Annotated in this window: 27 protein-coding genes; 7 read left to right on the top strand and 20 right to left on the bottom strand. The window is 55.9% G+C overall.

Annotation, left to right across the window (positions count from 1 at the left end; all coding sequences use genetic code 11):
• The first annotated feature begins 63 nt into the window (after positions 1 to 63).
• Positions 64 to 459 (top strand): DoxX family protein, encoded by a 396-nt coding sequence (locus VQ830_RS07855; RefSeq protein ID WP_337267530.1) that lies wholly within the window; start codon positions 64 to 66, stop codon positions 457 to 459.
• A 351-nt stretch (positions 460 to 810) separates the two neighbouring features.
• The gene (locus tag VQ830_RS07850) at positions 811 to 942 is read left to right on the top strand and encodes a hypothetical protein (protein WP_337267529.1); all 132 of its coding nucleotides are present in this window, start codon (positions 811 to 813) and stop codon (positions 940 to 942) included.
• A gap of 84 nt (positions 943 to 1,026) precedes the next feature.
• Here the strand turns inward: VQ830_RS07850 and VQ830_RS07845 are convergent, their stop codons facing one another.
• The 7 genes from VQ830_RS07845 to VQ830_RS07815 form a co-directional block, all read right to left on the bottom strand.
• A complete protein-coding gene (locus tag VQ830_RS07845) occupies positions 1,027 to 2,274 on the bottom strand; it encodes an MFS transporter (RefSeq protein ID WP_337267528.1) in 1,248 nt (415 codons plus the stop codon).
• A gap of 153 nt (positions 2,275 to 2,427) precedes the next feature.
• Positions 2,428 to 2,982, bottom strand: a complete 555-nt coding sequence (locus tag VQ830_RS07840; protein WP_337267527.1) for a hypothetical protein — start codon at positions 2,980 to 2,982, stop codon at positions 2,428 to 2,430.
• A gap of 416 nt (positions 2,983 to 3,398) precedes the next feature.
• The gene (locus tag VQ830_RS07835) at positions 3,399 to 3,764 is read right to left on the bottom strand and encodes a secretion protein HylD (RefSeq protein WP_337267526.1); all 366 of its coding nucleotides are present in this window, start codon (positions 3,762 to 3,764) and stop codon (positions 3,399 to 3,401) included.
• The gene (locus tag VQ830_RS07830; protein ID WP_337267525.1) at positions 3,764 to 4,249 is read right to left on the bottom strand and encodes a lysozyme; all 486 of its coding nucleotides are present in this window, start codon (positions 4,247 to 4,249) and stop codon (positions 3,764 to 3,766) included. Before VQ830_RS07830 ends, VQ830_RS07835 begins: the two co-directional genes overlap by 1 nt.
• Positions 4,239 to 4,535, bottom strand: a complete 297-nt coding sequence (locus VQ830_RS07825) for a DUF7940 domain-containing protein (protein ID WP_337267524.1) — start codon at positions 4,533 to 4,535, stop codon at positions 4,239 to 4,241. The genes VQ830_RS07830 and VQ830_RS07825 overlap by 11 nt, the downstream gene beginning before the upstream one ends.
• Positions 4,536 to 4,562: 27 nt before the next feature.
• Positions 4,563 to 5,003: a hypothetical protein gene (locus tag VQ830_RS07820; protein ID WP_337267523.1), complete on the bottom strand. Its 441-nt coding sequence runs from the start codon at positions 5,001 to 5,003 to the stop codon at positions 4,563 to 4,565.
• A complete protein-coding gene (locus VQ830_RS07815) occupies positions 5,003 to 6,358 on the bottom strand; it encodes a hypothetical protein (RefSeq protein ID WP_337267522.1) in 1,356 nt (451 codons plus the stop codon). Before VQ830_RS07815 ends, VQ830_RS07820 begins: the two co-directional genes overlap by 1 nt.
• Positions 6,359 to 6,545: 187 nt before the next feature.
• Between VQ830_RS07815 and VQ830_RS07810 the strand changes: the two genes are divergently transcribed.
• The gene (locus tag VQ830_RS07810) at positions 6,546 to 7,178 is read left to right on the top strand and encodes a hypothetical protein (RefSeq protein WP_337267521.1); all 633 of its coding nucleotides are present in this window, start codon (positions 6,546 to 6,548) and stop codon (positions 7,176 to 7,178) included.
• A 239-nt stretch (positions 7,179 to 7,417) separates the two neighbouring features.
• Here the strand turns inward: VQ830_RS07810 and VQ830_RS07805 are convergent, their stop codons facing one another.
• On the bottom strand, positions 7,418 to 8,773 hold the full coding sequence (locus VQ830_RS07805; protein WP_337267520.1) for a tail fiber domain-containing protein: 1,356 nt from the start codon (positions 8,771 to 8,773) through the stop codon (positions 7,418 to 7,420).
• 191 nt (positions 8,774 to 8,964) lie between these two features.
• Here VQ830_RS07805 and VQ830_RS07800 point away from each other — a divergent pair, with 191 nt between their 5' ends.
• Positions 8,965 to 9,420 carry a hypothetical protein gene (locus tag VQ830_RS07800; RefSeq protein ID WP_337267519.1) on the top strand — a complete coding sequence of 152 codons (456 nt, stop codon included), beginning with the start codon at positions 8,965 to 8,967 and terminating at the stop codon, positions 9,418 to 9,420.
• Positions 9,421 to 9,526: 106 nt separating this feature from the next.
• On the opposite strand, the gene VQ830_RS07795 is transcribed toward VQ830_RS07800, so the two are convergent.
• From VQ830_RS07795 to VQ830_RS07765, 7 genes are all read right to left on the bottom strand, one after another.
• Positions 9,527 to 9,991, bottom strand: a complete 465-nt coding sequence (locus VQ830_RS07795) for a hypothetical protein (RefSeq protein ID WP_337267518.1) — start codon at positions 9,989 to 9,991, stop codon at positions 9,527 to 9,529.
• The gene (locus VQ830_RS07790; protein WP_337267517.1) at positions 9,991 to 11,616 is read right to left on the bottom strand and encodes a hypothetical protein; all 1,626 of its coding nucleotides are present in this window, start codon (positions 11,614 to 11,616) and stop codon (positions 9,991 to 9,993) included. Before VQ830_RS07790 ends, VQ830_RS07795 begins: the two co-directional genes overlap by 1 nt.
• Positions 11,613 to 12,215 (bottom strand): phage adaptor protein, encoded by a 603-nt coding sequence (locus VQ830_RS07785; protein WP_337267516.1) that lies wholly within the window; start codon positions 12,213 to 12,215, stop codon positions 11,613 to 11,615. The genes VQ830_RS07790 and VQ830_RS07785 overlap by 4 nt, the downstream gene beginning before the upstream one ends.
• On the bottom strand, positions 12,212 to 12,814 hold the full coding sequence (locus VQ830_RS07780; RefSeq protein ID WP_337267515.1) for a phage adaptor protein: 603 nt from the start codon (positions 12,812 to 12,814) through the stop codon (positions 12,212 to 12,214). The genes VQ830_RS07785 and VQ830_RS07780 overlap by 4 nt, the downstream gene beginning before the upstream one ends.
• Positions 12,814 to 13,137: a hypothetical protein gene (locus tag VQ830_RS07775; RefSeq protein WP_337267514.1), complete on the bottom strand. Its 324-nt coding sequence runs from the start codon at positions 13,135 to 13,137 to the stop codon at positions 12,814 to 12,816. Before VQ830_RS07775 ends, VQ830_RS07780 begins: the two co-directional genes overlap by 1 nt.
• Positions 13,134 to 13,361, bottom strand: coding sequence for a hypothetical protein (locus VQ830_RS07770; RefSeq protein WP_337267513.1), 228 nt, complete (start codon positions 13,359 to 13,361; stop codon positions 13,134 to 13,136). The genes VQ830_RS07775 and VQ830_RS07770 overlap by 4 nt, the downstream gene beginning before the upstream one ends.
• 350 nt (positions 13,362 to 13,711) lie before the next feature.
• A complete protein-coding gene (locus VQ830_RS07765) occupies positions 13,712 to 14,698 on the bottom strand; it encodes a DUF5309 domain-containing protein (RefSeq protein ID WP_337267512.1) in 987 nt (328 codons plus the stop codon).
• Between the two features lie 295 nt (positions 14,699 to 14,993).
• Between VQ830_RS07765 and VQ830_RS07760 the strand changes: the two genes are divergently transcribed.
• The gene (locus VQ830_RS07760) at positions 14,994 to 15,527 is read left to right on the top strand and encodes a YegJ family protein (RefSeq protein ID WP_337267511.1); all 534 of its coding nucleotides are present in this window, start codon (positions 14,994 to 14,996) and stop codon (positions 15,525 to 15,527) included.
• Between the two features lie 91 nt (positions 15,528 to 15,618).
• Here the strand turns inward: VQ830_RS07760 and VQ830_RS07755 are convergent, their stop codons facing one another.
• The 3 genes from VQ830_RS07755 to VQ830_RS07745 all read right to left on the bottom strand — a co-directional run bounded on the left by VQ830_RS07755 (position 15,619) and on the right by VQ830_RS07745 (position 20,557).
• A complete protein-coding gene (locus tag VQ830_RS07755; protein WP_337267510.1) occupies positions 15,619 to 16,530 on the bottom strand; it encodes a hypothetical protein in 912 nt (303 codons plus the stop codon).
• Between the two features lie 619 nt (positions 16,531 to 17,149).
• Positions 17,150 to 18,292, bottom strand: a complete 1,143-nt coding sequence (locus VQ830_RS07750) for a hypothetical protein (RefSeq protein ID WP_337267509.1) — start codon at positions 18,290 to 18,292, stop codon at positions 17,150 to 17,152.
• A gap of 36 nt (positions 18,293 to 18,328) precedes the next feature.
• The gene (locus VQ830_RS07745; protein ID WP_337267508.1) at positions 18,329 to 20,557 is read right to left on the bottom strand and encodes a collagen-like triple helix repeat-containing protein; all 2,229 of its coding nucleotides are present in this window, start codon (positions 20,555 to 20,557) and stop codon (positions 18,329 to 18,331) included.
• Between the two features lie 194 nt (positions 20,558 to 20,751).
• Here VQ830_RS07745 and VQ830_RS07740 point away from each other — a divergent pair, with 194 nt between their 5' ends.
• Both VQ830_RS07740 and VQ830_RS07735 read left to right on the top strand, forming a co-directional pair.
• Positions 20,752 to 21,105 (top strand): hypothetical protein, encoded by a 354-nt coding sequence (locus VQ830_RS07740; RefSeq protein ID WP_337267507.1) that lies wholly within the window; start codon positions 20,752 to 20,754, stop codon positions 21,103 to 21,105.
• A 345-nt stretch (positions 21,106 to 21,450) separates the two neighbouring features.
• Entirely contained in the window at positions 21,451 to 21,834 is a 384-nt protein-coding gene (locus VQ830_RS07735) for a hypothetical protein (protein ID WP_337267506.1), read from the top strand.
• A gap of 114 nt (positions 21,835 to 21,948) precedes the next feature.
• Here the strand turns inward: VQ830_RS07735 and VQ830_RS07730 are convergent, their stop codons facing one another.
• On the bottom strand, positions 21,949 to 22,443 hold the full coding sequence (locus tag VQ830_RS07730) for a hypothetical protein (RefSeq protein WP_337267505.1): 495 nt from the start codon (positions 22,441 to 22,443) through the stop codon (positions 21,949 to 21,951).
• 136 nt (positions 22,444 to 22,579) lie between these two features.
• The gene (locus VQ830_RS07725) at positions 22,580 to 23,710 is read right to left on the bottom strand and encodes a transglycosylase SLT domain-containing protein (RefSeq protein WP_337267504.1); all 1,131 of its coding nucleotides are present in this window, start codon (positions 23,708 to 23,710) and stop codon (positions 22,580 to 22,582) included.
• Between the last annotated feature and the right edge of the window lie 102 nt (positions 23,711 to 23,812).

Here is a 23,812-nt window from a genome sequence, read left to right as displayed (position 1 = left end):
TTTTGACGGCGCGAATACCGCTCTCCAAAGAGATTACTATATTCCTCAAGCAATGGTTCACCGATGATCGCACAACTTAATAATGCACGCCCTCAGGTCTTAAGCCTGCTTCGAATTGCACTTGGCCTCGTCATCTTCTCATTTGGCACAGCCAAGATCCTGCACTTCCATGCGGGTAATTTCACGCCGGAAGTGGGATCACTTCCGTGGGTGGCCGGCCTTATTGAGTTGATCCTTGGGTTTTTATTCCTGATTGGATTCCAAACCCGCGCGGCAGCCTTCATCCTGTCAGGCGAAATGGCTGCGGCCTATTTCGTCGCTCATTTTCCTAAGAGCTTCTTTCCAACGGAAAATGGCGGCTATGCGGCTGCGGTGTTCTGCTTCGTTTTCCTCTATTTCGTTTTCAGCGGGCCTGGCCCGATCAGCGTCGATGCGCAAATCAAGGGCGCACGAGCCTGAGGTGACGTGACCTCGCACTCTCGCTTAGTACAAATTGCATACTGAAAGGCTGCCACCCTCGATGGCAGTCTTTTCCACATGTCGATCCCCGGCTTTTGCTCAGGCGACCTAACGATTGGAACATTTTTCACGGCAACAGGTTCGACACCTACCGCAGCGACGCGTCCTTCTTGAGCGAGAAAGTAGCTTTGAGGGTGAGAACGAGGGCAGCTCCTCGAACAGCGCCTGATGGCTGGCCGCCTTCATGCATAAACCTATTGGCAATCGAACATGCCACCGCCGGTCGAGATTTTGATGGTTATTTCGCGCTGGTTTGTCGGCAGATAGAAGCTCGAAAGATCGGATATTTTCATGCGCTCAAGCCATATTGTCATCGGCATCGTCGTTATCATCATTGTGATCGGCGGCATCTTTATGCTGAGCGGTAGCCGCGAGGATACGTCCGGACAGCCATCCCCGCATGCGCTGGACCAATCGCAATAAGACGATTGCCGCGCTTCGAGCCGAAGCGAATTTCATCGGCTCCGGATAGTTTTCAACCTCGAAGGATAAACGACTTAAACCGTCCTATTTGGCCAATTCGAGCGAAACGCTATCACAAGCGACAAAGGAGCTATCACGTGCACGCTTTATCTGAAGTGCCAGGACGAGGATGAGAGCTAGACCGGTCGCAGTCATGACCCCGCCAAATAAAACTGCCGGCATCGCCCCGTGACGATCGAGAAGAGCTGTGAAGAAGACAGGGGCGATGGCATTGGCAAGATTTTGGGGAAGCGATAGCCGCGCCGCCTGCTGGCCATAGTCGGCACGCGAGAAGACAGCAAGAGGCAGAAGCGCGCGCGCAACTGCCATAACCCCCGAGCCGAAGCCGTAAAGGATAATAAAGAGGATCAGCAGCGGTGTGGAACCGCCAGCGAAAAGCATCAGCAGGAAGCTGGCAACGAGCATGAGAAGACCCGCAATGGCGCTCACGATGGGACTGCTCCTGCGTCCAAGCAGCATGTCCAGAAACCGAGCCGAAATGCCAAGCGCCCCGCGCGCCGATCCAAGCTGTAATGCGAGCATCGGCGAAGCGCCGGACTGCTTGAAAAGCTCGATCAGCGATGGGGCGAGGCCGAAGGTTACAAAAGTAGAAATCGTCGTTGCCGCCGCCATCAGCCAAAAGGCCCGACGCCGACCGGCAGGCGACAATTCAATAGGCGCCATTTCCGGAGAAGCATCACCTTCCGCTAGAATCGACTGAGGCTTCGGCAAGACGAAAAGATAAAGAGGCAAACTAATGAAGATCTGGAAGGCAGCACAGGCAAGAAAGGTCATGCGCCAACCGATCGTCGCGTTCGAAAAGCTTAAAAGCGGCCAGAAGATCGTGTTGGAAAGCCCTGTGAACAACATCAGTATCGTGACTGTCCGCTTGGCATGCGTACCCTGGCGCTCAACGACAGCGGCATAGGCGGGTGCGGAAAGCCCAAGCGCACCGGCCAGCCCCAGCACTGACCAGGCGAGCAGATAGAGGTAAAGATCGTTCGCCACAGCAAGCAGAGCAAGACCTATGGCAAAACCGATGCTTGAGGCGCCAAGCACGCGGGCGGCACCATATCGCTTCAGAAGCCGACCGGTTATTGGCGACCCGAGCCCGCTCAACACCATCATGATAGTGAGGCCGGAAAAGACGACTTCGTTCGAAAGCCCAAGATTGGGCGCAATGACCCGCCCCATGACCCCCAGCATATCGAAGCTCATCCCCCAGGCGGCGATTTGCGTGATAGATAAAACCGAAACGGTCTGTATCCGCCTGGACAATTTAGATGCTGGCATGAAAGAGGATCCGAAGGCTTAGGAACGGATGCTACCAGCCTTTACCCAGCGCTTGAAGTGACAGTTTCATGACGGTTGGCCGATATGATGTGCACGAAGGCCGCCTAACAAGAGATCTCAGGCAAAGCGCTTATAGCTTTAAAATACAAAGACTTAATGAGACTGACGCAGTTGATCGATCTGATGTTCTAACTCTTTGAAGTGTTCATCATTTTCTCGCCAAATTCTCTCATGTTCGACCCGCGTCACGAGAGCCTGACGAATGTCTCCGATGGCCGTATCGGTGCGGGCGCGTTCCTCTGCCTCTCGCGCCGCGTGCCAGTCGAATTCCTTCTGGGTCGCGACCTTGTGTCCCCAACCGGCAAATGTCGCTTGGCTGGCTTCGGCCGATTTAACAATAGCTGCGTCCAGACGTGATTGTTCTCTCGACAAAGTGCCGTAAAAGAAAGTGCTGAGCGCCGCCAAGACCGCAAAGAGCACGCCGGCCGCCGACCAAATGACGGGCCATTGCGTCTTGCTGTTCGTGCGCAACTCGTTCGACAAAGCATTGATACTGGCAGTCAGGGTCTGAAAACCAGTATTCATATTGGAACGAAGATCGACGATATCCTTGCCTTGGTTTTCGACGCGTTCAGAAAGCCGCGCATATTGCGCCAAAGCATCGAAGCGAGCCACTCCCGTCGTTGCCATGTCAACGTCCCCAGCCATATCGACCTGCCTTTCATGCCGTAGTTCTTGGAAACGATCGTCTCAAACAACACCTGCACTCACAAGAAGAGCGATCGTGAAACCATCTTGAATACATTATCGTGGTGCCGGCTAATGCATCGCAAGCTCCGGCAGCAACACAGACCCGTGGACGTGCTTAACTGGTAAAGTCATCACTAAGCATGACGAGCGAGGTAAACGATTCTTCGCTCGAATTTCACTCGGAGCGCATTTGCGTCAATGCCGTAATGGTTGAGCTTTTGGCAGCATTAAGCTGCCGGCACTCAACCAAGGCACGGCGATCCTGTCCCCAGAGACGATATTGGCCTTCGCGATCGACTGCCGCTGGTATCGTCACAGGCGATTGACACTCTGCCATGATCGCCGCCGAAACAGTCGGCGGGCGCGGCTCGACTTTACCGGATAGAGTTGAGTGCGTTGCGCACGCTGTCAGGCATGGGAGGAGAGAGGCAAACAGGAGCGCCCTTTTCATTTTGCTTTGCCCTTTCGGCTGCCAAGGCTGTTTCAAGGTCGGATGTTTTGACGGCGGTTTCGGTGCGCTGGCGGGCAAGCTCAGCATCAGCGGCATCTATCTTCGTCTGCTGCTGCTTTTGCCGATCGAGCGCCTGCAGTTCGGCTTTGCGATTGGCTTCTGCCCACTCAATACGGATTTCCGCCCTGCCCGCGTCCTTCGCTTTAGAGACGGCCGATAGGTGCGACCCTAGAACGACAGAGACAAATGCAGCGACAAAGCCGAGCTTGATGTATGTCAGGGCGCCCATCAAGCCGCCCCTTCGTTGCAAAGCTTCTGCTCAGCTGCACGGCGCTTGATGAGACCCGCGATAACGCGTCCGCCGCCTCGATTAAACAGCGGAAAGAAGTTGCAGGATTCCCGGATCTGACCGGCATTTTGCTTTCTGGCGATCGTTGACCTACAAAACCCACCAACGCCGATATTGTAGGTTAGCGAGAGGTCGGCGACGTAAACCTTGGTTGGCAAACCATCAGGGTTTTTCAGACATGTCCGCATGCCCTGCTCATGCTCGATGAGGCTATCAACCAACATGTTATTGCAATCAGTCTTTGAAAATTTCATTCCCGGCTTGATGCCCTTGGTTTCGCCGTAGCAGGCCGTCCAAACGCCGATGACATCTTGATAAGCGTAGAGCCTCAGCCCCTCGAAGCCGCCAACAGTTTGTACGGTAAGCGTCCCCACGACGGTCAAAACCGCTGCGCCCTTGGCAGCGTTGCGCAATCTAGTCGCCATCGTGAACGCCTTTCTGCGCAACAAGGCGGGCAATATAAGCGCCAGCCGATACAACCGCTGCTAGGATTGGCAAAGTGCCTTCGGGAAGAAAGGAAGGGCGTCCGCCGAAGACAAAATACGCCTCAAGCAATGATAAGGAGGCCGCGACCGCCGCCAGCCGCATTGACCACGCCCGCTTGAAAACGATTTGCCAGTTCCAAACAAGGCGCTTCTCGATCGAGATCCATATTAGGAAAATGGTATTGCGGACGCGGCTAAGCAGGCCGCGCCATAGAGCTGCGAGCATGTAAGGCTCCGAATTGTGAGGGGGTGTTTAGAGGTTAGTCGCCGCCATCCAAATGGCGTCGATCTCTGCGTCCGAGAGTTTCAAACTTCCCGCAACGCCAGCAATAAGCGGATGCATGCGTTCAAAGCTGCTGGCGTAGTCCCATTCGACAAGCGCCCTTTCCCGATCCGGACCAATGGGAAGTGCTTCAATAGCCGCCTGAACCTGAGACAGAAGATAGCCCGCGTTAATGAGGCCGAGACGAAGTTGCCGAGCCGTCAACAAGGGCAGCTGAGCGCGCCTTTGCGCGTCTGTAGGCGGCACATAAGCCGCCGCGGATGCCTTGGCAGCGTCGAAAAGCTCCTTACCTGCATTTTCGGCGTCGGTTGAGCTTGCTGTGAAGGGAATCCAACCAAGCTCCGGGTGGTTAATCTCCATGTCGATCGAAGAGCCGTCTGCTCGGCAAAAAATAGCGTAACGAAAGTCCATTACGAAACCCTCAGCCAAAGAGTGATGGAATTTGAAGAGCCGTTTACGCAGTAGCCCATGCACCGCCACGTCCCGGCCAGCGTTGCGCCAGATTGCTGACCGGCGACTCCCGAAGGAATGAGCGAACTACCGGCAACAAGATCGCCCATATTCGCCGGAGCGCTCCGATAAGCGAAGGCGTAAGAACCAAGCCCGTTGGCGCCGATAGCTTGTGCGGGAGGACGGGCATTAAGGGCATCAGAAAGTAAGTTTCCAAAACCTGTCATAGGGCCTTGGAATGCAATATTACCGTCCGAATATATTCGAGCCGAACCCACGCCGAGCTCATTCTGAAAGTATCCTGCTCCGTCAGCCGCTACAAAACCCTCAACGTAAAATCGACCATCCTGCTCGCGTAAAGAAATGCGTCTAACGTTCTGACCGGAACTATTGAGTACCAGAAGATTCATTGAGGCCTCGGCCACCGAATAGTAGGTTAGTCCTCTCCTGACGTTGTTGATCTTGTGCCAATAATATGTGTCGCTGCCAGTCTGGGCCACCTGTACTTCAAGACTTGTATAAATGCTGCCAACGCCCTCATTAACAATATCGCCACCTGGCAAAAAGCGACCATTAGGTAAGTAATAGTCACTACCGTTATATGTCAGGTAGTGCTGGCCGTTGGTACCTAAATAGATAGTGCCAGAATTGGGGCCGTTATCGGTCTGGAAGTAATTGGCTCGAAACGCGCCATCACTTAGTCTCTGGCCGATTGAGTTAGCTACACCGCCCTGTGATGGGTAAGCGCCCCTCAAAAGGTCGCTATTCATACCGGTGCCCTGGCCCTGATACTCAGAAGTCCAGATCTTCCCATTGGCCGAAATGTCAAAAATGTTGTTGAAGTTGCTTATAAAGCCATCATTTGAAAACTGCAGGTAGAGACGACCCAACTGATTTGTGATCAAGCGATATGCGGAAGCTGGAGGCCCCGTCCAACGGGTCTCGGCATTGTTTGGCGAAACCAGATTATCAATACGGGCGCTGTTGCCGGGCAGCGACTGGTAGATATTGCCGTTAATGCCCGCACTGCCATTTATAGTTATGCTGCTACTGAAAGTCTTCCCCGACATCGTTCCTGGCAACCGGGCATCCGAAACCGTGCCTTTGGTCAGATTCCCAGCATCGTCAGCCCCAAGATTCGCCCGCGCATCAGTGGCATTCGTCGCGCCCGTTCCACCAGCGGTGATGGGCCGTGACAGGTTTGAATCCGCCGTTAGATCGTCCACCAGCGCATTGTATTTTGAGGACTGGATTGTGGTATTCGGCGTTCCCTTGGTTCCCGCCGGTGGGGCGTAGACGCCACCCGTTCTAGGCATAGTGATCTCCGTTGAATTTTATGAAAGGAATTGGGATATCTGTACTGCTCCGTACAAAGTGCTTGGAGCTAAGCAAACAGTGGCCTTGACCGCGCGCGGGAAGAATGAAACCGCAAATGAGAGGATCGCACCCACTCGACTTCCGCGAGAAAATCGTACATGCTACACCGCAGCTCGGGGGCTTTTCATGAAATTAAGATTACCAGTCGCGGCAGCGTTAGCCTTGTCGCTTTTCGCTGTACCGGCGATGGCGCAGTCGCGCGATTCTACGGTGTGGAAAAAAGTTGGCAACTGGATCATCGCGCCGGACTCTTCGCTCGGCGGCTCCTGCTATATGACGACGTCTTTCAACTCCGGCGTCATTCTAAGGATCGGATTTAACCTCCCGACTGGCCCCGCGCCGCTGCATATGGTTGTCGCCAGCCCTTCTTGGAAGTCGATCAAGCCAGACAAAGTCTATGACGTCGCCTTGCAACTCGACAAGAATCCGATGTGGAAGACGCGGGCCACGGGCATGGCCTTTCCTGCCTCCAAGGCATTGATCATGCCCATCGGCGACATGAGGTTCGTCATGGAGATCGTCAAGAAAAACTACCTGAAGGTGTTTTTCGGCGGTGACATGATTGCACAGATGAGCCTGAAGAATTCCAGCACCGCGTCCACCGAAATGGCGCGTTGCAATGCGGTGTCGGCGCGTCCTCAGGCACCGGCAACAGCCCAAGGCGATCCATTTGCACCTCCCGGTGGCGCCTCTAAATCAGAAGACCCCTTTGCCGCCAAACCGGAAACAAAGGACACGTCAGACCCCTTTGCCATGTGACGCGCAAAAAATGCTAACTGTCGCCAGTGAAAATCACATAGCATAAAACTGGACAGCACGACCGATAATCTGGGCGCGCTATGTCCGCTTCGAAGTCTTGAAAGGTACGCAACTTGGGAGTTATCAGCCCCGTCCACTGGTTCATTATCCTCGTGCCGCTCATCATCATCATATGGGCTGTCGTCCATTCGCAGCGTAAGAGATAAATTCCGACCAGCGCCAAAAGGCTTTGAAAAGGGTCAGCGCGGACGCGCCTCGAACAAGCGTCCATAATTGACGCGTTTGATCCCGTCCTGCCCGGTCATCACGACTTCCGGCCGTACCTTCTCGACCTCCTGCGCCATGACGCCAATGCGCTTTGGCGCATCTTTTCCCTCGCCTTTATAGCGGTATTCATAGAGCCCACCAATCTTCTTGACGTCCTTCTTGACGCGGCGATCCGAAGCTTTGGTATATGATCCCGGTAGGTAACCGGTGAGTGCACCCAAGAGACCAAGTGACCCCGTCTGGTTCGCTTTATAAGCATCGAGCTTGTTCTGATAGCCCTGATTGATGATCCCGGCATAATCGGTATTGGCGACCGTCGGCCCTTGCGCCGGAATAAAGTTCGGCGACGTCACCTGCGCACCCGAAAGAAGCGAGCTGATCTCGTTGATCGGCTGATTGCGGGCGGCATATTGCTCGTTCAGATAGTTCGCGCGGGCAGCATTTTGTGCATTGATCAGCGCCTGCTGGCTGTTGAAACTCTGGTCAGCCAGCGCATTGTTGGCCGCGGCTGCACTGTTTTGGTTCTGATAATTCTGCGTCGCCACCGCGTTCTGAAAATCGGTTCGGCCTTGCGCCTGCGAATATGCCTGCTGCTGGGCGGAATTCTGAAACTGCGCTTGTTGCTGCGCCAGTGAAGCCAGGCGGTTCTGCTCCTGTCCGGCATTGGTGATCACGGCAAGGCGCGCATCGTTCTCCTGGCGCGTTGCGGCGTCGATCGCGCGGTTATAAGCCTCGGAACCCGGCATCACGCCCTGGTTCGCCAGTTGCTGCTCCACCGCCTGACGGCTTTCAGTCAACGAAGGTTGCAACCGCGCCATCATCGCATCCTGCACCTGACGCACATTCTCGCTGTAATCGGTGCCATAGCTGCGGGTGATGTCGCCCACATCTGCAAAAGACCCTTGCAACTGCGGCGCAGCGCCAAATTGCGTATATTGCGGCACCTTCAGCCCGCTCACATCGCCCGCAGCCGGCGCACCATTCAGCGTAAAGGGATTGCTGAGGATATCGTTGAGCCGGCCCGATTGACTGGCGGCCAGCGATGCAAGGTTGAGATCGGCGTTCTGGTTCTTATCGGCGATCGCCTGCTGCTGTGGCGACAGCGTCTGCGTCGCCGTTGTGACCGGCAGATCATAGATCTTGCCGCTGTTCGGGTCGGTCCATTTCTGCGTGCCGGTCTGCGAATAGGTCAGCGAGCCATAGGGCGTCACCTGGTTCACATTGCCGACAATCGAATTTGCCACCGCCGTGCCCACATTGGAGGCCGTCTGCGCCGAGGCCGTTTCCTTCGGATCAGGCGGGGTGGGCGCGCTTCCGTAAAGTCCCATAGCGATAGTGCTCCTTAGGAAATGACCGATAGAAGATTTGCAGGCTTGGCGCGTCGCTTACGACGAGTGAGCAGTCGCTGGCGAAACGAAGGCACAGATCGGTGACAAAGGTCTTCTTTCGATCTCTGACATTGATATTTTATTTGATGATGTTTCACGATATGTTCTCGAAGAGAACATCGGGATCTGACATGAAAAAACACTTTCCACTTGGCGTCCTGATGCTCGGGCTAACGGCCGCGTCGGCAAGTTCTGCACCACCGGATCAACAGGCCCGCACTATCGCATGGGCAATAGCCTTAAAAGACGGCAAGGCCGACTCCGGCAGGCAAAGTTGCAAGCCAGCCGTGGAGTGCGTGCTCTATGACAAGAACGAGCTAAAGCTGACCATCACCATCCCAAATCGGCAGAATGCCAATGTTTATCGGGTCGGTATTCGCTGCGACATTGCCTGTTCTTTGCCGGAAGGCGAATATGCCGATCTGGAACCCTCTCCAAAGCCGGTTCACTTATCGATGTATAGAGGTTACAGATACAACGGCTATACCACGTCAGAAGTGCGATATCGCGAACGGCTTGGCGATCTTTATCTCGACCTGAGACAGCCGCGTCATCAAGACGAGACTGAAGATACGGCAAACCCTTAAGCCACAACTTGGTAGCGTCTCAGGAAGGTGCATCAGGCATCAGTCGCGCCGCCCCATCGATGCGAACACAACCCGCATCTTTCAAGCGGCGGCGATGCGCTGATCCCTAGTGCTCGGCAACCCAATCCTCCACCATCTCCTTGGAGCCGGCAAGGCAGGTCTCAAACACATCGGCAGCAACCGCCCGCGCATGTTCATAGCCGCCCAGAATTCCTGCCACTGCCGTCACCAGGTTCGCGATGCCCTCGCGCCGCACAAAGCCATGCGTCTGCTTGAGGGGATCGCCGGAGAGCCGGTAGGCATCGCTGAGCTGCCAGTCCACGATGAGAGTGTTTAAAAGCGGCGCGAGGTCGCGCCCATGCGCGAGATAGAACGGGTTGAGCGGCAGGACGGTGAGGACCCGCGACAGCAGCCAGCACACATTGCGCTGGCGATGCTCGTCCTCATCAACGATGTCGTCTGCAAGACGGGCAATTTCAGCAATCTCCGCGAGAAACGCGGCGGCCGGCGCATTGCCGCCAGTCCATCGCAGCAGGCAGTCGCGCAGTTTTTCAGGATCGTTCGGTAACATCAAGAAGAAGCCTCCCCAGTGGTGACAAGCAAAGTGCCAAGATCAAGGTCGATAAAGAGTTTGGCGGTTCCGCCGGAGACGATCGCGCAGCCGAGCGCCAGCGTGTCGCCCTCGGCGCGCACATTCTGGCGAAAGCTGTAGATGTTGCGCACGGACGCCGAAGCATCCCACAGCGCTTGATCCCACAGCCCGCTGTCCCACAGCGAAGACCCGATCTTGTTGACGGAAACCCGCGCGAAGTTGGGGATCGCCTTGTTCCCGTTGGCGCGCGCACAAAGCTGGACGATAGGTTGCTCCAGGGCGCGCAATGTCAGCTTTGCCAGATTGGCGCTTTTCACTTGGCCAAAGCCGCCCGCTGGCAAAAAGCTGGTGAGGTAGGAGGCCTGAAACGGCAGCCCCTCATCCGTGCCGGAAATATCGCCCTGCCAGCAATAGCCGCCAACCGAGCCGAAAAACAGGCTCCGTTGATAGGCGGCAAAGCAGGTCGCCAGCCAGTTCTTGACGATCGCCCATTTGCCGTTCAGCGCGTTGAACACGAAGGCAATGTTGGACATCACCGGATTATCGGGAAAGGCGACGAAGACAAGGTTTTCCTCCGGCCAGAGCGTCAGCGTCCAGCCGGTTCCGGTGGCTCCGGCCGCCAGCCGCCATTCGTTCTCGATGGGCCGCGAGGCAGAGGCAAGGCTGAGCTGCTGGAGATCGCGCTTGAAGCTTTGCGACAGTGGGATCAATCCGTTGACCGTTGCGATCAGAACTTCACCGCCGGATTTGATGAAGGCATTTTTGCCGAGCGGCCGGCCAATTTGATAGACGCCGATCACGGCAAAGTCGCTGGCGCTGGCCGGATTGGAGCCTTGATAGACGGCAACTTCGCCCTCCGTCGAGACGAACACACAGTAATCGTTCGGTCCATTGCCGCTCTCGACAGACCATGAACAGCCGAAGAGGAGCGAGCCGCCCTTCTTCATCACCCCACCCAGCGGAAAGACGCTTGCGGCCCCGCCCACGGCATTGAGATCGAGATAATAGGCATCGAGCGAGCCGTTCTTCAGCAGGAACTGCCGGTTTTTGAAGACCCAGCCGAAGTTGAGGTTCGCCATGGTCGTGGTGTCGGAAAAGGTAATCGCCGGGCTCGTCCCCCAGCTCGTTCCATTGAACAGCCGCCGGTCGTCGGCCCCGTTGAGGCAGACAAGCCAGCTCGTGCCGGCATTGGTGTGTTGGAACGTGCACCAGTCGCCGCTCTTGAGGCCGGAGACAGCCGCTGGCGTCGTTGCCGGCGGCGCAGCCGGGGACGACATGTCATAGATCGCTGTGGCCGTTGCCATGAACAGGCGCTCGATCGGGCCATAAACATATTTGATCGCTGAAATGATGGTGTTGCCATCTGCAGTGAGACCGACGCGGCGCGATCCGCCGCGAATGCGCGCACCGGTCAGCGTCGGAAACCAGTTTTCCAGAACGCTGGCCGCGCCCGGCTGTTGCGAGGCAAAATCCGCCGTCGTCACCAATCCCTCGGTCGGGGCCGGAAACGTCAGTGGTGCCGCCTGTTGCTGCGCGCTCTGCGCCGAACTCGTCGCACCGCGGTTCGATTGCATCACGCGCCCCGCCTGGACTGATATCGTCATGTCACACCTCGATCGGCTGTAATTTCCTGCAGAAGGTCGGCCTCGAATTCCGCCAGATAGTCGTCGTAGGCGAGCCCCTTTTGCCGGCGCCAGCGCCAGATGATGTTCTTCACCATCAGCCGGTCCGGCAGCAGAAATCCGTCGTCGTCGGCAGAAAGCTGCGCCTTGCGCGTACCGCTATTGGCAAGCACCCAATTGCAGGAGATATAGTCGAAAACGGCATTCACGCCGGCTGAGGGCGGCGCGATATTCAGCGCCCCGCCGGAGATGAAGTAAAAGGGCTGCGCCGGCGATGCGGCGGCAATGACCGCCCATTGAGCAGAGTTCGTCACCGGCCGCACGGGAAGGCCCGCGCTCGTGCGCAAAGCGCCGCCCGGCACGACGCGAAGAAAATCGCTCGGCAGCGCGGCTCCAGCGCCTGAAATCGAGCTGGAGGCTATCAGCCTTTGCCAGTCCGCACGCCGCGCCAGCTCGTCGCCGGCCGCTTGCGCCAGCGCACGCATGCCATTGGCGCTCGCATCATTATTGCCATAGATGCTATCCAACCGGTCGATATTGACGGCATCGCAAACAGCATCGATCACCTCTTTCAACGTCATGGCGTTATCCCCTGCACGACGACCTGCCCATTGCCCCAGCGGGCCCGTTGGTCCTGCAAGGCAAGGCCAGAAAGCGCCGCTTCGCTCAGGCTGCTGGCGGCGGCCAGGGCCTGCGGGTCATGTTTCCAGATGGCGATTTCCTCGACGAGGCCGTAGAGATAAGCGTCCGGCGCGGCCTGCAGCAGCCAGTTGACAGGCGTCTGCGGGGAAAGCGGAGGAAGCGCCGCATAATAAGTGAGCGTTAGCGTGCCGTCCTGAAAAGGTCGCACCTTGATCGTGCTGCCGGTCACGGCATAGCCTTGCGGGCATCCGCCGGCATGGCGGTAGCGAGTCATCAGTTCGGGAAGCGGCCATGCGTTGAGCTCCCGCCCAGCCGCATCGTTCACGAGCCTCGCCTCCAGAAAATCATCCGGCAATGCACCCTCGCCGCCAGTCAGCGCGACGCTCGCGGTCTTTTCCATCGCACCAACCCGCAGCGCGCGGTTCATCTTGGCTTCGGCAAGCGCCAAAAGCCGGGGAAAGACATGAGTCATGTCGTTGGCATTGGCATATTCGCCGGCATCGACGAGAAGCGAGGCATAATCGCTGATGGCAGACATCACACCCTCCCCTCGAAGGAGCGCCAGGCGCGGTTGTCGCCGTCATTGAGCCAGCGGCTCACATAGGCCTCGTCGCCTTCGCTGTGCGCGCGCACCAGGTTCTGATGATGCACGTGGTTGAGCGGTACGGAGGCGATCTTCACCCAATCGCCGAATTGGTTGCCCGAGGTTTCGTTGCGGGTAAATTCATTGGCCCGCACGATGTTGTCGACGGGCGTATCGATCCGGTAATGCGTCTCGGCCCCATCGAAGTGCCGCCAGACGGACCTGCCACTCGCATAGTCGTAATCGTGCAGTTCCCATACGCCGTCGCGAATGCTCATGGGGCTTCTCCCAGTTCATCGGCGCGCTCGGCCTTGCTTTGGGCGATCAGCGCCTTGGCGTGTTCTAGCTCAAGGCTGATCACCTCGCCGGCCGGTTGGCGCGCATCGTCCAGCGGCCAGTAATCCACCTTCAGGCGCACGGGAAAAAGCTTGGGAGAACTCGTCTTGTCCTCCGTCTTTACCGGCTTGTCGCCGTTATCAGGTTTCGTCTTTTCGTCAGCCATGGATGTCTCCTTCCGCTGCCCGGATCGCCTTTGCGGCTGCCGAAGGCGGCTGTTGGGTTTGGGAGTGAATGGAAAAGAAGAGCCGGGAAACGCGCGGCGCGAGCCGTTCCCGCATGCGCAGGCGGCCGTCCTCGATTGATGATTGTCGCGGCTTGCCTTGGGCTGAAAGGTCAAGGCCCTGCCGCGCGTTCCCCGGCGCCGGGCGGGCGCAAGGCGGCCCTTTCCCTCCATCTGCAAGGCGCGGCCGATGACCGAAGCCATCAGGTCAACCATGCCGATGCAAAAATGAAAGGAAAAAGGCCGGCTGCCGCGCAGCGCCCGGCAGAGATCGCTGCTCCGTTGGAAGCAGCTCAAGCGGTTGCGGAGACGCCGAAGAGGTCGGCGGCAATGCCGAGGCCCTTTTCGTTGGAAACCTTCAGCGTGCCTTCACCGATGATGACGCCCTTATCGGCATCGCCCGTCTTGGCGACATCGGTATCTTCCTGGATCTTGCGCAGCCACAGGAATTCCACGAAGTTCGGATCGAGGAAGAAGGCATTGCGGGCGAGCGGCGCGCTCGACTGGATGGTCGAGGGATGCACCAGCACCTTCCCGAATGGCCCCTCGTAGAAATCGGCCGTCGCAACGATAGTATTGCGCTCGCCCCCGCTCGACACGGCGTAGCGGAAGGGCGCGACATTGGCGTCCGACATGAAGGTCACGAAGGTGCTCTTCACGAAAGACGAGCCGATCACATGCTTGAACTTCGCGCCGTTGTTGAAGCCCTGCTGCATCACGCCGTCGAGGATCGACTTGGTAAAAGCGCGCTGCGTGCCATTGGTGGCCGGCGTGGTAAAGCCGCTGACGAAGCCGCCATTGGCGCCGCTTGCCCCGCGCGAGGCATTGGTGGCGATCCAGCTTGGCAGACCGCCGAGCCGGCGCACCGCGCCTCCCACCGATGCCTGGTTGGACACGATGGCAAATTCGATATCCTTGCGGATTTCGACGCCCTTCTTGGCCTTCTGGTATTTGCGCTTTTGCACCTTGCCGGCCTCGTCCACCTCTTCCTGCGTGCCGGAGATGATCCATGTCTTGCGGAAGATCTGGGTATAGTTCCCAACGCGGGTCGGCGGGCTGATGGCGTCGAAGTCATATTCCTCGCCCTCTTCGTGAGCGTTGACGCCGGGCGCGGCCAGCTCATCCGTCTCCCATTCGGGATGCATCGACTTCGCCTTGCCCTTTTCGATCATGGAATAGATCGGCGTATCCTCGGGCGTGATGCGCGACACGACGTCGGAAAGATCTTCTCGGTTGCCGACCGCGTTGGTGGTGCGGAAGGTGTTGGTCACTACGGCCATATTGATATCCTTGATAATGGAGGGAAATAGTACGGGCCTTCCGCCCGCTCAACGCGCATCGGTGCCGCCATCCTTTTCGATGCCGGACGTTTCCGATGCTTGAGTTCGAACGTCGGCGCAGCAAAAGGGCAGCGATGCTGCCTTGTCCCGCCAACGAAATGAGATGATGTCGGTAGCCTCTGCGAATACGGCAGCTTTACCGCCGCATTGCGTGCATTCCTGCGCAGAGCCGATTGAAATTCGACCTGTGACTCTTATTCTTTGCGAATGTTTTCAGCAATTTCAGGTTGGTCAAATGATACGCTCTGTTCTTTCAGCCTTCGCAGCTACCACGCTTTTCACTGTCCTTCTTGGTCTGCAATCGGCGCTTTCCCAAGACAACCCAAACGTGAAGATGAGCCCTAATGGCGATCCAGCCATGATCAAGGCACACGAAAAATCCGAAAAAGGCCTCGACGATTTTCTCGAGAAACTGAGCAACCCACCAGAAGGCACGGAAAATTACGCAGTGAAGCTGGGTTTCGAGGATAAAGGCACCGGCATTGCGCTCACCACGGATCAGGCCGGCGCCCAGGTCGAATATATGTGGGTTTATCAGATCAAGCCGTCCGGCGATCATTACACCGCTCTATTGGGCGACACGCCGCAATATATCCAGAACATTAAGCCCGACGAGAAGGTGGAGTTCAAAAAGTCCGATATCTTCGACTGGACCTATGTGGACCATGGCAAGATGAAGGGCAATTATACCGCCTGCCCCTTGCTTTTGGCCGGCCCGAAGGAAGAGTTGCAACAATATCGCGATGAATTCGGCCTGGAATGTGAATAGCAACTGGCCCTAGACCGTCGACCCCAAAAATCGGACTTGTTTTCCCAAGCCTGATGGACGAGGCGCATTTGCGAACAGGCTTGGTCGCCGATTAAAAATCGATCTCCAGCGCATCGCGCAGCGAGCCGCTCTGCGTCAGGCGCGCCATGGCCTCCCGGCTGCGGCGGTTCTCGGTGTTTCGGTTGGCCGCCTTACCGCGCGGCACAGGCGGCGGGGCGTTGTTGACCTTGCGCATCGCCGCGGCCCTCGCCTGTTCGGCTTGCAGGCCGAGCCGGGCAAAATGGATCACCTTGAGATAGCGGTGGTCGGTAAAGTCGCGCATTTCCTCATCGGTAAAGCCGAGATGCCGGCCGGTGTCGAAAGCCGCCTGGAAGAAGGCTTCGCGGCCCTCGGGCTCGCTGGTCTGCGGAAAGACAGAGCGCAGCTTGGCATCTTCGTCGGCGAGCTTCGCCTGCATTTGCTCATCGCTCAGGTGGTCCTTGACGTCACGCGGCAAGGCCCCTAGCGCCATCAGCTGTTCGATCTGCTGAACGCCGGCATCATACTGCGCCTTCAACTGCGCATAGCTTTGCGGATCGGTCGACGCGAGCTGCGGCGATGGCGCAGGCGGCAGGGAAGCCGCCAGAAGCTCAGCCAGAATATCGGCGGTATTGGCAACACGGCTCGACATCTCCTCAAGCCCGCGCGCCCGCATCTCCACCTCATGGCTCTTCATGCGGTAATCATGGTCGCGCAGATAGCCGAGCTTCAATTCCCCGAGCGGCACCTCTTCGCCTGCAACGCTGACGAGAAGCTCATCGAGCACAGCCTCGCGCAGCGCCTCCTCGTCGAGACTGCCGACCGCCTCGTCCTCGCCGGGCGAACCGTCCTGCGGCTCCTCAGCTCCGCCGGCCTCCCCGGCCAGCCGCTCCGCTTCCTCGTCTTCCCGCTCCTGAAAATTCAGGATATCGGGATTGTCGAGATCGGTCGCATCAAGGCTTCCGCTCCCGCCGCCATCGGGCAAGCTCGCTGTCTCGTTCATGATGGATGTTCCTTTTTTCCAAGCCCGTCCAGGAAAAGTGTGAAGCGGTTTTCCGTTAGGACGGGCGGCAACAAAAAAGCCCCGGCCAGAAAAGCGCGAAGCGATTTACCGCGAAGAAGCACACGGCTCGTAAATCACTCGCAAAACGAGCGATCCAACCGGCCAGCGCGGGTTCAACGTCTTCTGCTGCCACGACGCGCGCGACAGCATGAGAAGACAGCGCCTCTCCAATCGGTGCCGGGACGCATCCCCGTCGCACCCGCAGCGCCGCGCATTCTGCCGAACACGCTGACCGCTGCACAAGTTCAAGTCACCCCTGCGCCCACTATCCGCGTTACACACGGTGCATATAGATTTGCCGCAAGGCCAGAGGACGGAGCCTTAAACGAACCCTCGTCATCCGGATATATTTTCATCTTAGGGAACCGCGCATTAACAACAAGCGCCAAAACGCGATGTCTAAAATATTCTTCGATCAGCCTGATGTTTTCAGATGAAGCGCGCCCGCGCCGAGCGCCAAATCATCAAGAGAGATATAACCGGCGTTGAAAGGCCGTCCGTCTATAGTCAACCATAAAATTCTGACGAGCAGTATCCTGGGTCAGATGCCGCAATACTGGTAGAATTCTTCGTCTGTAACGACAATCTTGGTATTTTCCGGCCACCAGAAATATCCCTGTTCCCTCTTGAAACGAACCTTAGGAAAAAAATCTGACGTCTTATCCCTGCGCAAGATACCCCACTTGCGTTCTGAGGTCGCTATGTCCGACGTCAAAAATTTCGGCCAACGCTTTTCGACCCGAGCACGAAGATCCGTAAGCAAGGTCGGCTTCTCGTCAAGTTCACGCAGGAGCCATGGTTCGAGAGGACCATGGAAACCGCCAAAGGCAGCAAGAAGCCGGTAGCGCTTTTTGTTGGCATCCACGGCTCTCTTCATTGCTGGTCCGTAATCAGGATGCCGTAGCATATTCTCCGGCACGTAACCGAGCCATTTTGTTGGCTCGAATTGCGTCGTCCAGATTAACTCACCCGTCCGTTCAATCGGGTAAACCAAAGACATCCACACCAGCGGAAGATGTTCGACCGCAATGTCCTCATCGAAAAATGGTTTTACACGCGAAGGAAGCAAATCAAACTCGATCCGCCACTCTTCCAGATAGGACTCATCTTGTGAAATCACCTCAACCAGCCAAAACGGCCAGTTCTTGGAGTCATACGGCGAAAATTTCGCACGAGGCAGTGGGAGAAGTCGGGGTGCGATAAGGTCGTGGCGATCAAGCAAGTCCGGCTGCTGCGCCAGACTGAGTTGAAGCCAGCGCGGCAATTGCCGGCCGGACTCTAGGCATTCACGGAATTCTTTGATGGCATCTCTTCGCCACCTTTCCAGCCAGAATCTAAAAAGTACCCATTGATTGAGGAAAAGTGGGTTGATATCGAGCTTGCGCTTCAGCCAAGCCGGCCATGTCTCAGGCTCGTCTGGATCTAGAAAAAGAAGCCGATCCCATTGCCACAGCTGGCGGAATCTTGTTTTCCATTCATTGATATAGGTATCCCGAAGAACAGCAAAACCCGCTTGGAAATCCTCCGGCCATTCCTCTGGCCTGTAAAACATGAACTCGTGCGAGTGGCTAAGCCGCACCCACAAATGCTTTACAGGATCTCTGCGGCCAGAACCGCCGAAGAAATGGCCTGTAGGGATCCTGCGATCCATATAACGATCAACTGCATGATGATATGTGCTCATAACGACTTCTTGACCTACGACGATAACCGATGAACGTCATTGCTTTTCTCGGTCAGCAACAGCAATAGCGGCGGCTCCACCGGTCAAAGTAGCTGCTAGACTGTTGAAGTGCAAAAGATCCTTGATGGCTGGATGACCATTAAGTGATTTGAAGAATTCAACTGCTTGAGGGAAATTTTCCTTAAACCAGTTCGGATAAAGACCATAAGACGCAATCCCTTGCGCTATTAATTCGCTGTCGCCCTTGGCTGGATCCTCATACCGCGCATTTACGTCCTTAGGTAGAATTGGATTTGGGGTCGGGTATCTTGCAAACAATTTACTTTCAGCAGACTTGCTCAATGTTCTTTGGTAATTCTGTTCAAGATCTCCCCTCGCTTCCTCAGGTATATCGAGTTTACCGAATTTATGCTCGACGAGATGTCCGGCCTCATGAAGACCTACTTTCGGCACATCTGCTTCATGCAGGCGTTCATTAAGATAAACCGCGGTTTTGCCCTTACCTGTAACAACTTTACCAGAGATATCTTGGCCTAAGGGAGCAAAAATCGCGTCAGAACCAGACATGTCCCTTATAATTTTTTCAACTTGATCTGCAGTTTGACCAGTATTAATCTCTCCTGGTCTTTGAACACCAAAAATATGTCGCGCCACAATGGGATTGCCTCTATCGTCAATGGCAATTTTGCCATCAGGACGTGCAGGCGCATTTTTGCTGTATGTCTCAGTAGCATCTTTATCGAAAATGCCTTCATTAGGTGACTGCTCAAGTGGTGGCCAATCTGTTTCGCGTCCTGTCTCGCGTGCATGGAAGAATTCTTTCGGTGACGTTTTCTCACTCAAGATTCGATTTTCAGCTTGTTGGTTAACGCGTTCAGAAAGAGCCGGAAGCGGCCCGCCCATAAGCCTCTTAGCTCCACCCACAGCAGCGTGCGCAGCAACCCCGGTCAAAAGGCCCGCGTAGATGCCGTTTCTGATCGCCTCCGGATCGCCGCCTGAACCGATAGCTGCACCAGTCCCGCCGACTAGCCCACCAGTCGCCATCGACGTCGCAGATTTAGCACCGACTTTCGCCGCCGTATTACCGATCACGGGCGTCACCGCTTTTCCAACAGCCTCAACCACAGGGCCAATGGCCTTGCCAACTAAAGGGCCAGCCAATGCGATTCCGCCGCCGGTCAAAGCACCTTTTCCGGCAGCGTTCCAATCGCCGCCCGAGCGGACCAAGCCATCTACTCCTCCAATAACAGCGCCTCCGGCAAGTCGATACGCGAGGTTGGGAACTCCGATTTCTGGTGCTACGACGGCCCCAACGACAGACGGCGCAATACTTCCTATAAGAGCGGCTTTCGGATTGGCCTCAATATCTGCCTCTTCCCTGGCTTTAATCTCTTGGTACTTCTCCCAATAACTCTTATCGTCGCCCAGATATTGGATACCAGCCGATATGCCGTTAATTCCGCTCCGCAGGTATGGACCAGCTACAGGAACACCATCTACGGCACTGGCCCTGAATGCATTGGCCCCACTGCGCAAACTTTCTACGGCATCTGAAGCACGGTCTGTCGCATTGCGGACCGCGCGACGCGCCATTCCCCAATAGCCCGGTTCGTCATCCTGTCCGGTTGCGACTTCTGGCGTCTTGTTGGCCGCAAGTATCCGTGCGTTCTCAATCGTCGGACCGCTTAAATATTGTGGTTGTGCAGCCCGCGAGAGCGCCAGTCTCTGAGCATTTTCGATTGTCGGACCGTTTAAGTATTTCGGCCGTATCGCAGGCGACGCCGCTTCAGAGGCTTTCTCAACAACATAAGGAGAACTTCTCTCCGGATCAGTCGCAGGTTTGATCCCTTCCGACCCATAGGGATCAAGCTCCAGATCGCTTGAACCGTCCCACTCAAGGCGGCTTTTCGCAGCGGCAAGTTGCGCGGCGGTCGGAAGGTCGGCCCTCTGAGGGGTATCAGAGCCTTGAGCCGCCACCGGCAAGCGATCACCTTTCAGCGCGTCTCCATTCGGCAAGGCGCCGGAACCATCGGCACTGTCCTCAGGAGGCTTACCATACATCACCCGAACATATTTTACTCCGCTTGCGTCGTCGTCAGCTTCGTCAGGCTCGCCAGCGAAATAGTAATCTTGGGATAGAGGTGAGTTGGGCCCATTTGCAGCCCCAACCTCTGCATCAAGATCGGAAGCTGGAGCATTGACCTTCATATTAAGATAATGCTTTGCAACCTCCTCCAGCGAAAGGCGACGAGATTTTTCAGCCATGGTCAGCTCCAATAGTAAGTGAAGAGAAAGCGGGGCCATGCCTCGCCGGGTTGGTGGGCAGCAATCAGTGCTCGGTCGCCGCGCCCCCCATTAGCCATGATCGCAATTTTTACATGCGGCCGGCGACAGAATCTGTATGTTCAAGACGAAGCATAATCATCGGACGGATCATGAGCGCGCGGCAGAGAAAATATATGTATAGAACCATCCTCGCCGGCCTCTTCGCTTTTGTGAGCGCGGCGCAGGCTGCGCCTCTTTCGGAGGCTCAGAAGAAGGCGACTTATTTTCTGCCTTGCGCCGCCTTGTATGGCGTCGTCGCGCGCGTTTATGAGCAAGCGGGCGATACGAAGAACGCGGCTCTGGCGAAGGAAAAGTTCGACCGGCTCGCGCAGACCGGCAAGGCCGATGTGGTGGCTGGGGGCGAGACGGCCGAAAAGGCTGATCAGTATCTGCAGCAACATATCGACAGTATCGTCAAGCTCGCCGAGAAAGACAGCCAGTCCATTTCCGGCTTCAAGAAGGTTTGCGACGAAAAGACATCGGGCTAGCCTTTGTCCGGCTGGCGTGAAACGAGGGTCAACCCCGCCTTCTCAGACGGCGCGCGCATTGGATGAAGGCGAGCCACTGTGATCTGCCGACGCTTTCACAGGCAACCCTTTTTTCAAGAGCCGAAACGGGCTGATGCAGCATAGCTCAGCGTCATATCCTGTCGTCATGTAAGGAACTACGCCATTAGGCTTTACAGGAACTGCAGCATTCACCTACCCCTATTTTTCCTTTATGTTCCGTGTCATGTTTCCAGCGCCCAAACCTTTTCCGGTTGCGAAGGCGACAGGCACAAGCTGCAATAAATTGGTTTGGATCGAACACCGGTACGCGCAAGGAATGAACGCATGACATCCGACGAGCCTCAAGGCGAACTCTTTGCCCACGCCTATTTCTTCGGCATTGTGGCAGGAAGCGCGATCTGCCCGACCATCAACGCCGGATACCTGCTTATACTACCAATCGTTTTGTTCTTTTCCGTTCCGGCAGTCCTGCTTCTCTACGCAATCTACCGTAAATATGCCGCAACGCTTCATCAAAATCTCGCTCTGTCCAGCCTCGCAACGACATCGATCACGTTCTTGATGGCAGCTTTGGTTGAATTCTGGTTGGTCGATTTTAAGTCTCACGCGATGTTGCCGGAGCCGCTGTTTCTAGCGGCGTTCCTGACTGCAATCGGCTGCGCCTTTTTTTCCTGGAGATACAGAGTAAGATTTCCACTCAAGGCGTGAAGTAACTTTGCAAGCAGAGCCACACGAAGACATAAATAGCCGCGCCTATTTTTTCATCCCGCAATGAACTGCCAAACACCGCAGCAGCAGCCCCTCTTCACAGAGCGAATGAACTCACGTACGCGGCATCGCTCTATGCGAGGCGCGCACTGACATCAAAAGCAGTGAAAGCGACATGATCAGCATGATAAGCGGGGCAAGGCCAAAGCCGATGCCGATCAACACCGTATCGGCGTCATAAGGTCCGGAAAAATACGGCCCGTAATTGATCGGTCCGTCAAACCCTTGCACATCGCATGCATTGCTGCCGTAAAGCAAAGTGACCCTGATTACATCGAGACTGAACCCAAGCAAAAACACGAGAATAGCTGCGATGATGCCCTCCGAAATCATCACCGACCGACGCCCATTCGCGGGATTGATCATTTCCATGATTCCGATGACGAAGAACAAAAGCACGAAGGGCGCACTGGCAAAAACACCCGTCAAAAAAACTTTGGTGTCAGACCCGGTGCACGTCCCGCCGTCATGTCCCAACATCAGCAAGACGAAGGCAATGCAGGCGAACAAGATTCGAAAAACCTTCGCATTTCTGATCACAAAGCCCATCGATCCCTCCTCCTGCGGCACGCTGTGATAACACGGAACAAAAGGGGAATAAAGTCACCGAAAGCCGAGATGGCGAGCCGGGCGGTGAGACATTTTGTAATGGCACTTGCCCCCCACGGCATCTTCATCAGATAGATCATCGAAAACGACGATGCCCGAAATTCTCCCAGGGTTTCTGCACCATATAGTCCGTAACACCGAGGCCGTACCCAGAAACGCGCCCATAGGACAATCCGTTATACAAAGTTGCGATCGCTTCTGGTGTGGGATTTTTTAGTCTAGCTTTTATACCAGCCAAAATCCTTGCCGTAAGCTCAATATTTTTGGCTGGATCGTGTCGAAGCTCATCTTCGTTCATCCCCGGCATTAATGACAACCATTCTGCTTTAACATTGCCAGGGCGCATTGATTTGTTATTGGGATCCGCAATGTCATACCAGCCGTGAGCATTTTCATAGTAAATTAGTGACTTGAGTAAGGCTGGATCTATATTATTTTCTTGGGCTGACTTATCTATAAACTCCGAATTTTTGGCGACAGCAGACGCACCTACGGGCGGATATGCATACCAAGCATTTGCTTTAGACTCAAACAACCGGTGATTACCGTCCTTTCCAGTTTCATTTATAAATTCAAACGGGCGATTTTGGCCACCTATGATATCAGCCCTTCGAGCCTGATCATAAGGAGCCCTATCTTTCGCGGATGTTCCGGGCGGTGCAGCCGGCAACGTATATCGATCATATTTTTTCGAAGGCCCCTTGGTGAAGCCTGCAGGAAGCTCGCCATCCTGCGTTTCCGGCATACCTACGCCAACCAACTTCATCCCAGCGCTCCCAGCGTCAGGCGGGTTTGACTCATTGCGATATGGCTGTGCTTCGCCTCCTAATGGACCAGCGGGGTTCACCGATTGATAGTCATTAATTACTGGCGAGGGATTGCCCGGACCTGTGGCTGGCGGAATACCCATCTGTTGTTCGATCGCACCACGGGCATTGTTTGGTTGATGCGGCGCGTTAGCGTTTTTTAAATCAGGATTTGGATAGGCAGGCGGTCCAAATCTCTCACTATCAAAAGGCGAGGCTGTCGGATCTCCGGCTTTTGAATAGCCCTCCGGCGCTCTCGCGTTGAGTTCATATGTGTTGCTTTTATCCAGCGGCCCGGCAGGATCGGTGGTGTCGCCGGCGCCACTTCCTTGATTCCTTAGAAGATCAAGCACGCTCCTTGCATAGTCCTCCAGCGAAAGGCGGTGAGATTTTTCAGCCATTGTCAGCTCCAATAGTAAGTGAAAAGAAGGCGGGCCGATGCCTCGCCGGGTCGATGGGAACGTTGCGTCGAGCCACCGCTGGCGCGTCGGTTTGCTCTCAAT

The organism is Oryzifoliimicrobium ureilyticum (genome assembly GCF_037199735.1).
Lineage (GTDB): Bacteria > Pseudomonadota > Alphaproteobacteria > Rhizobiales > Rhizobiaceae > Rhizobium > Rhizobium ureilyticus.
This window is presented reverse-complemented; position numbering and strand designations above follow the sequence as displayed.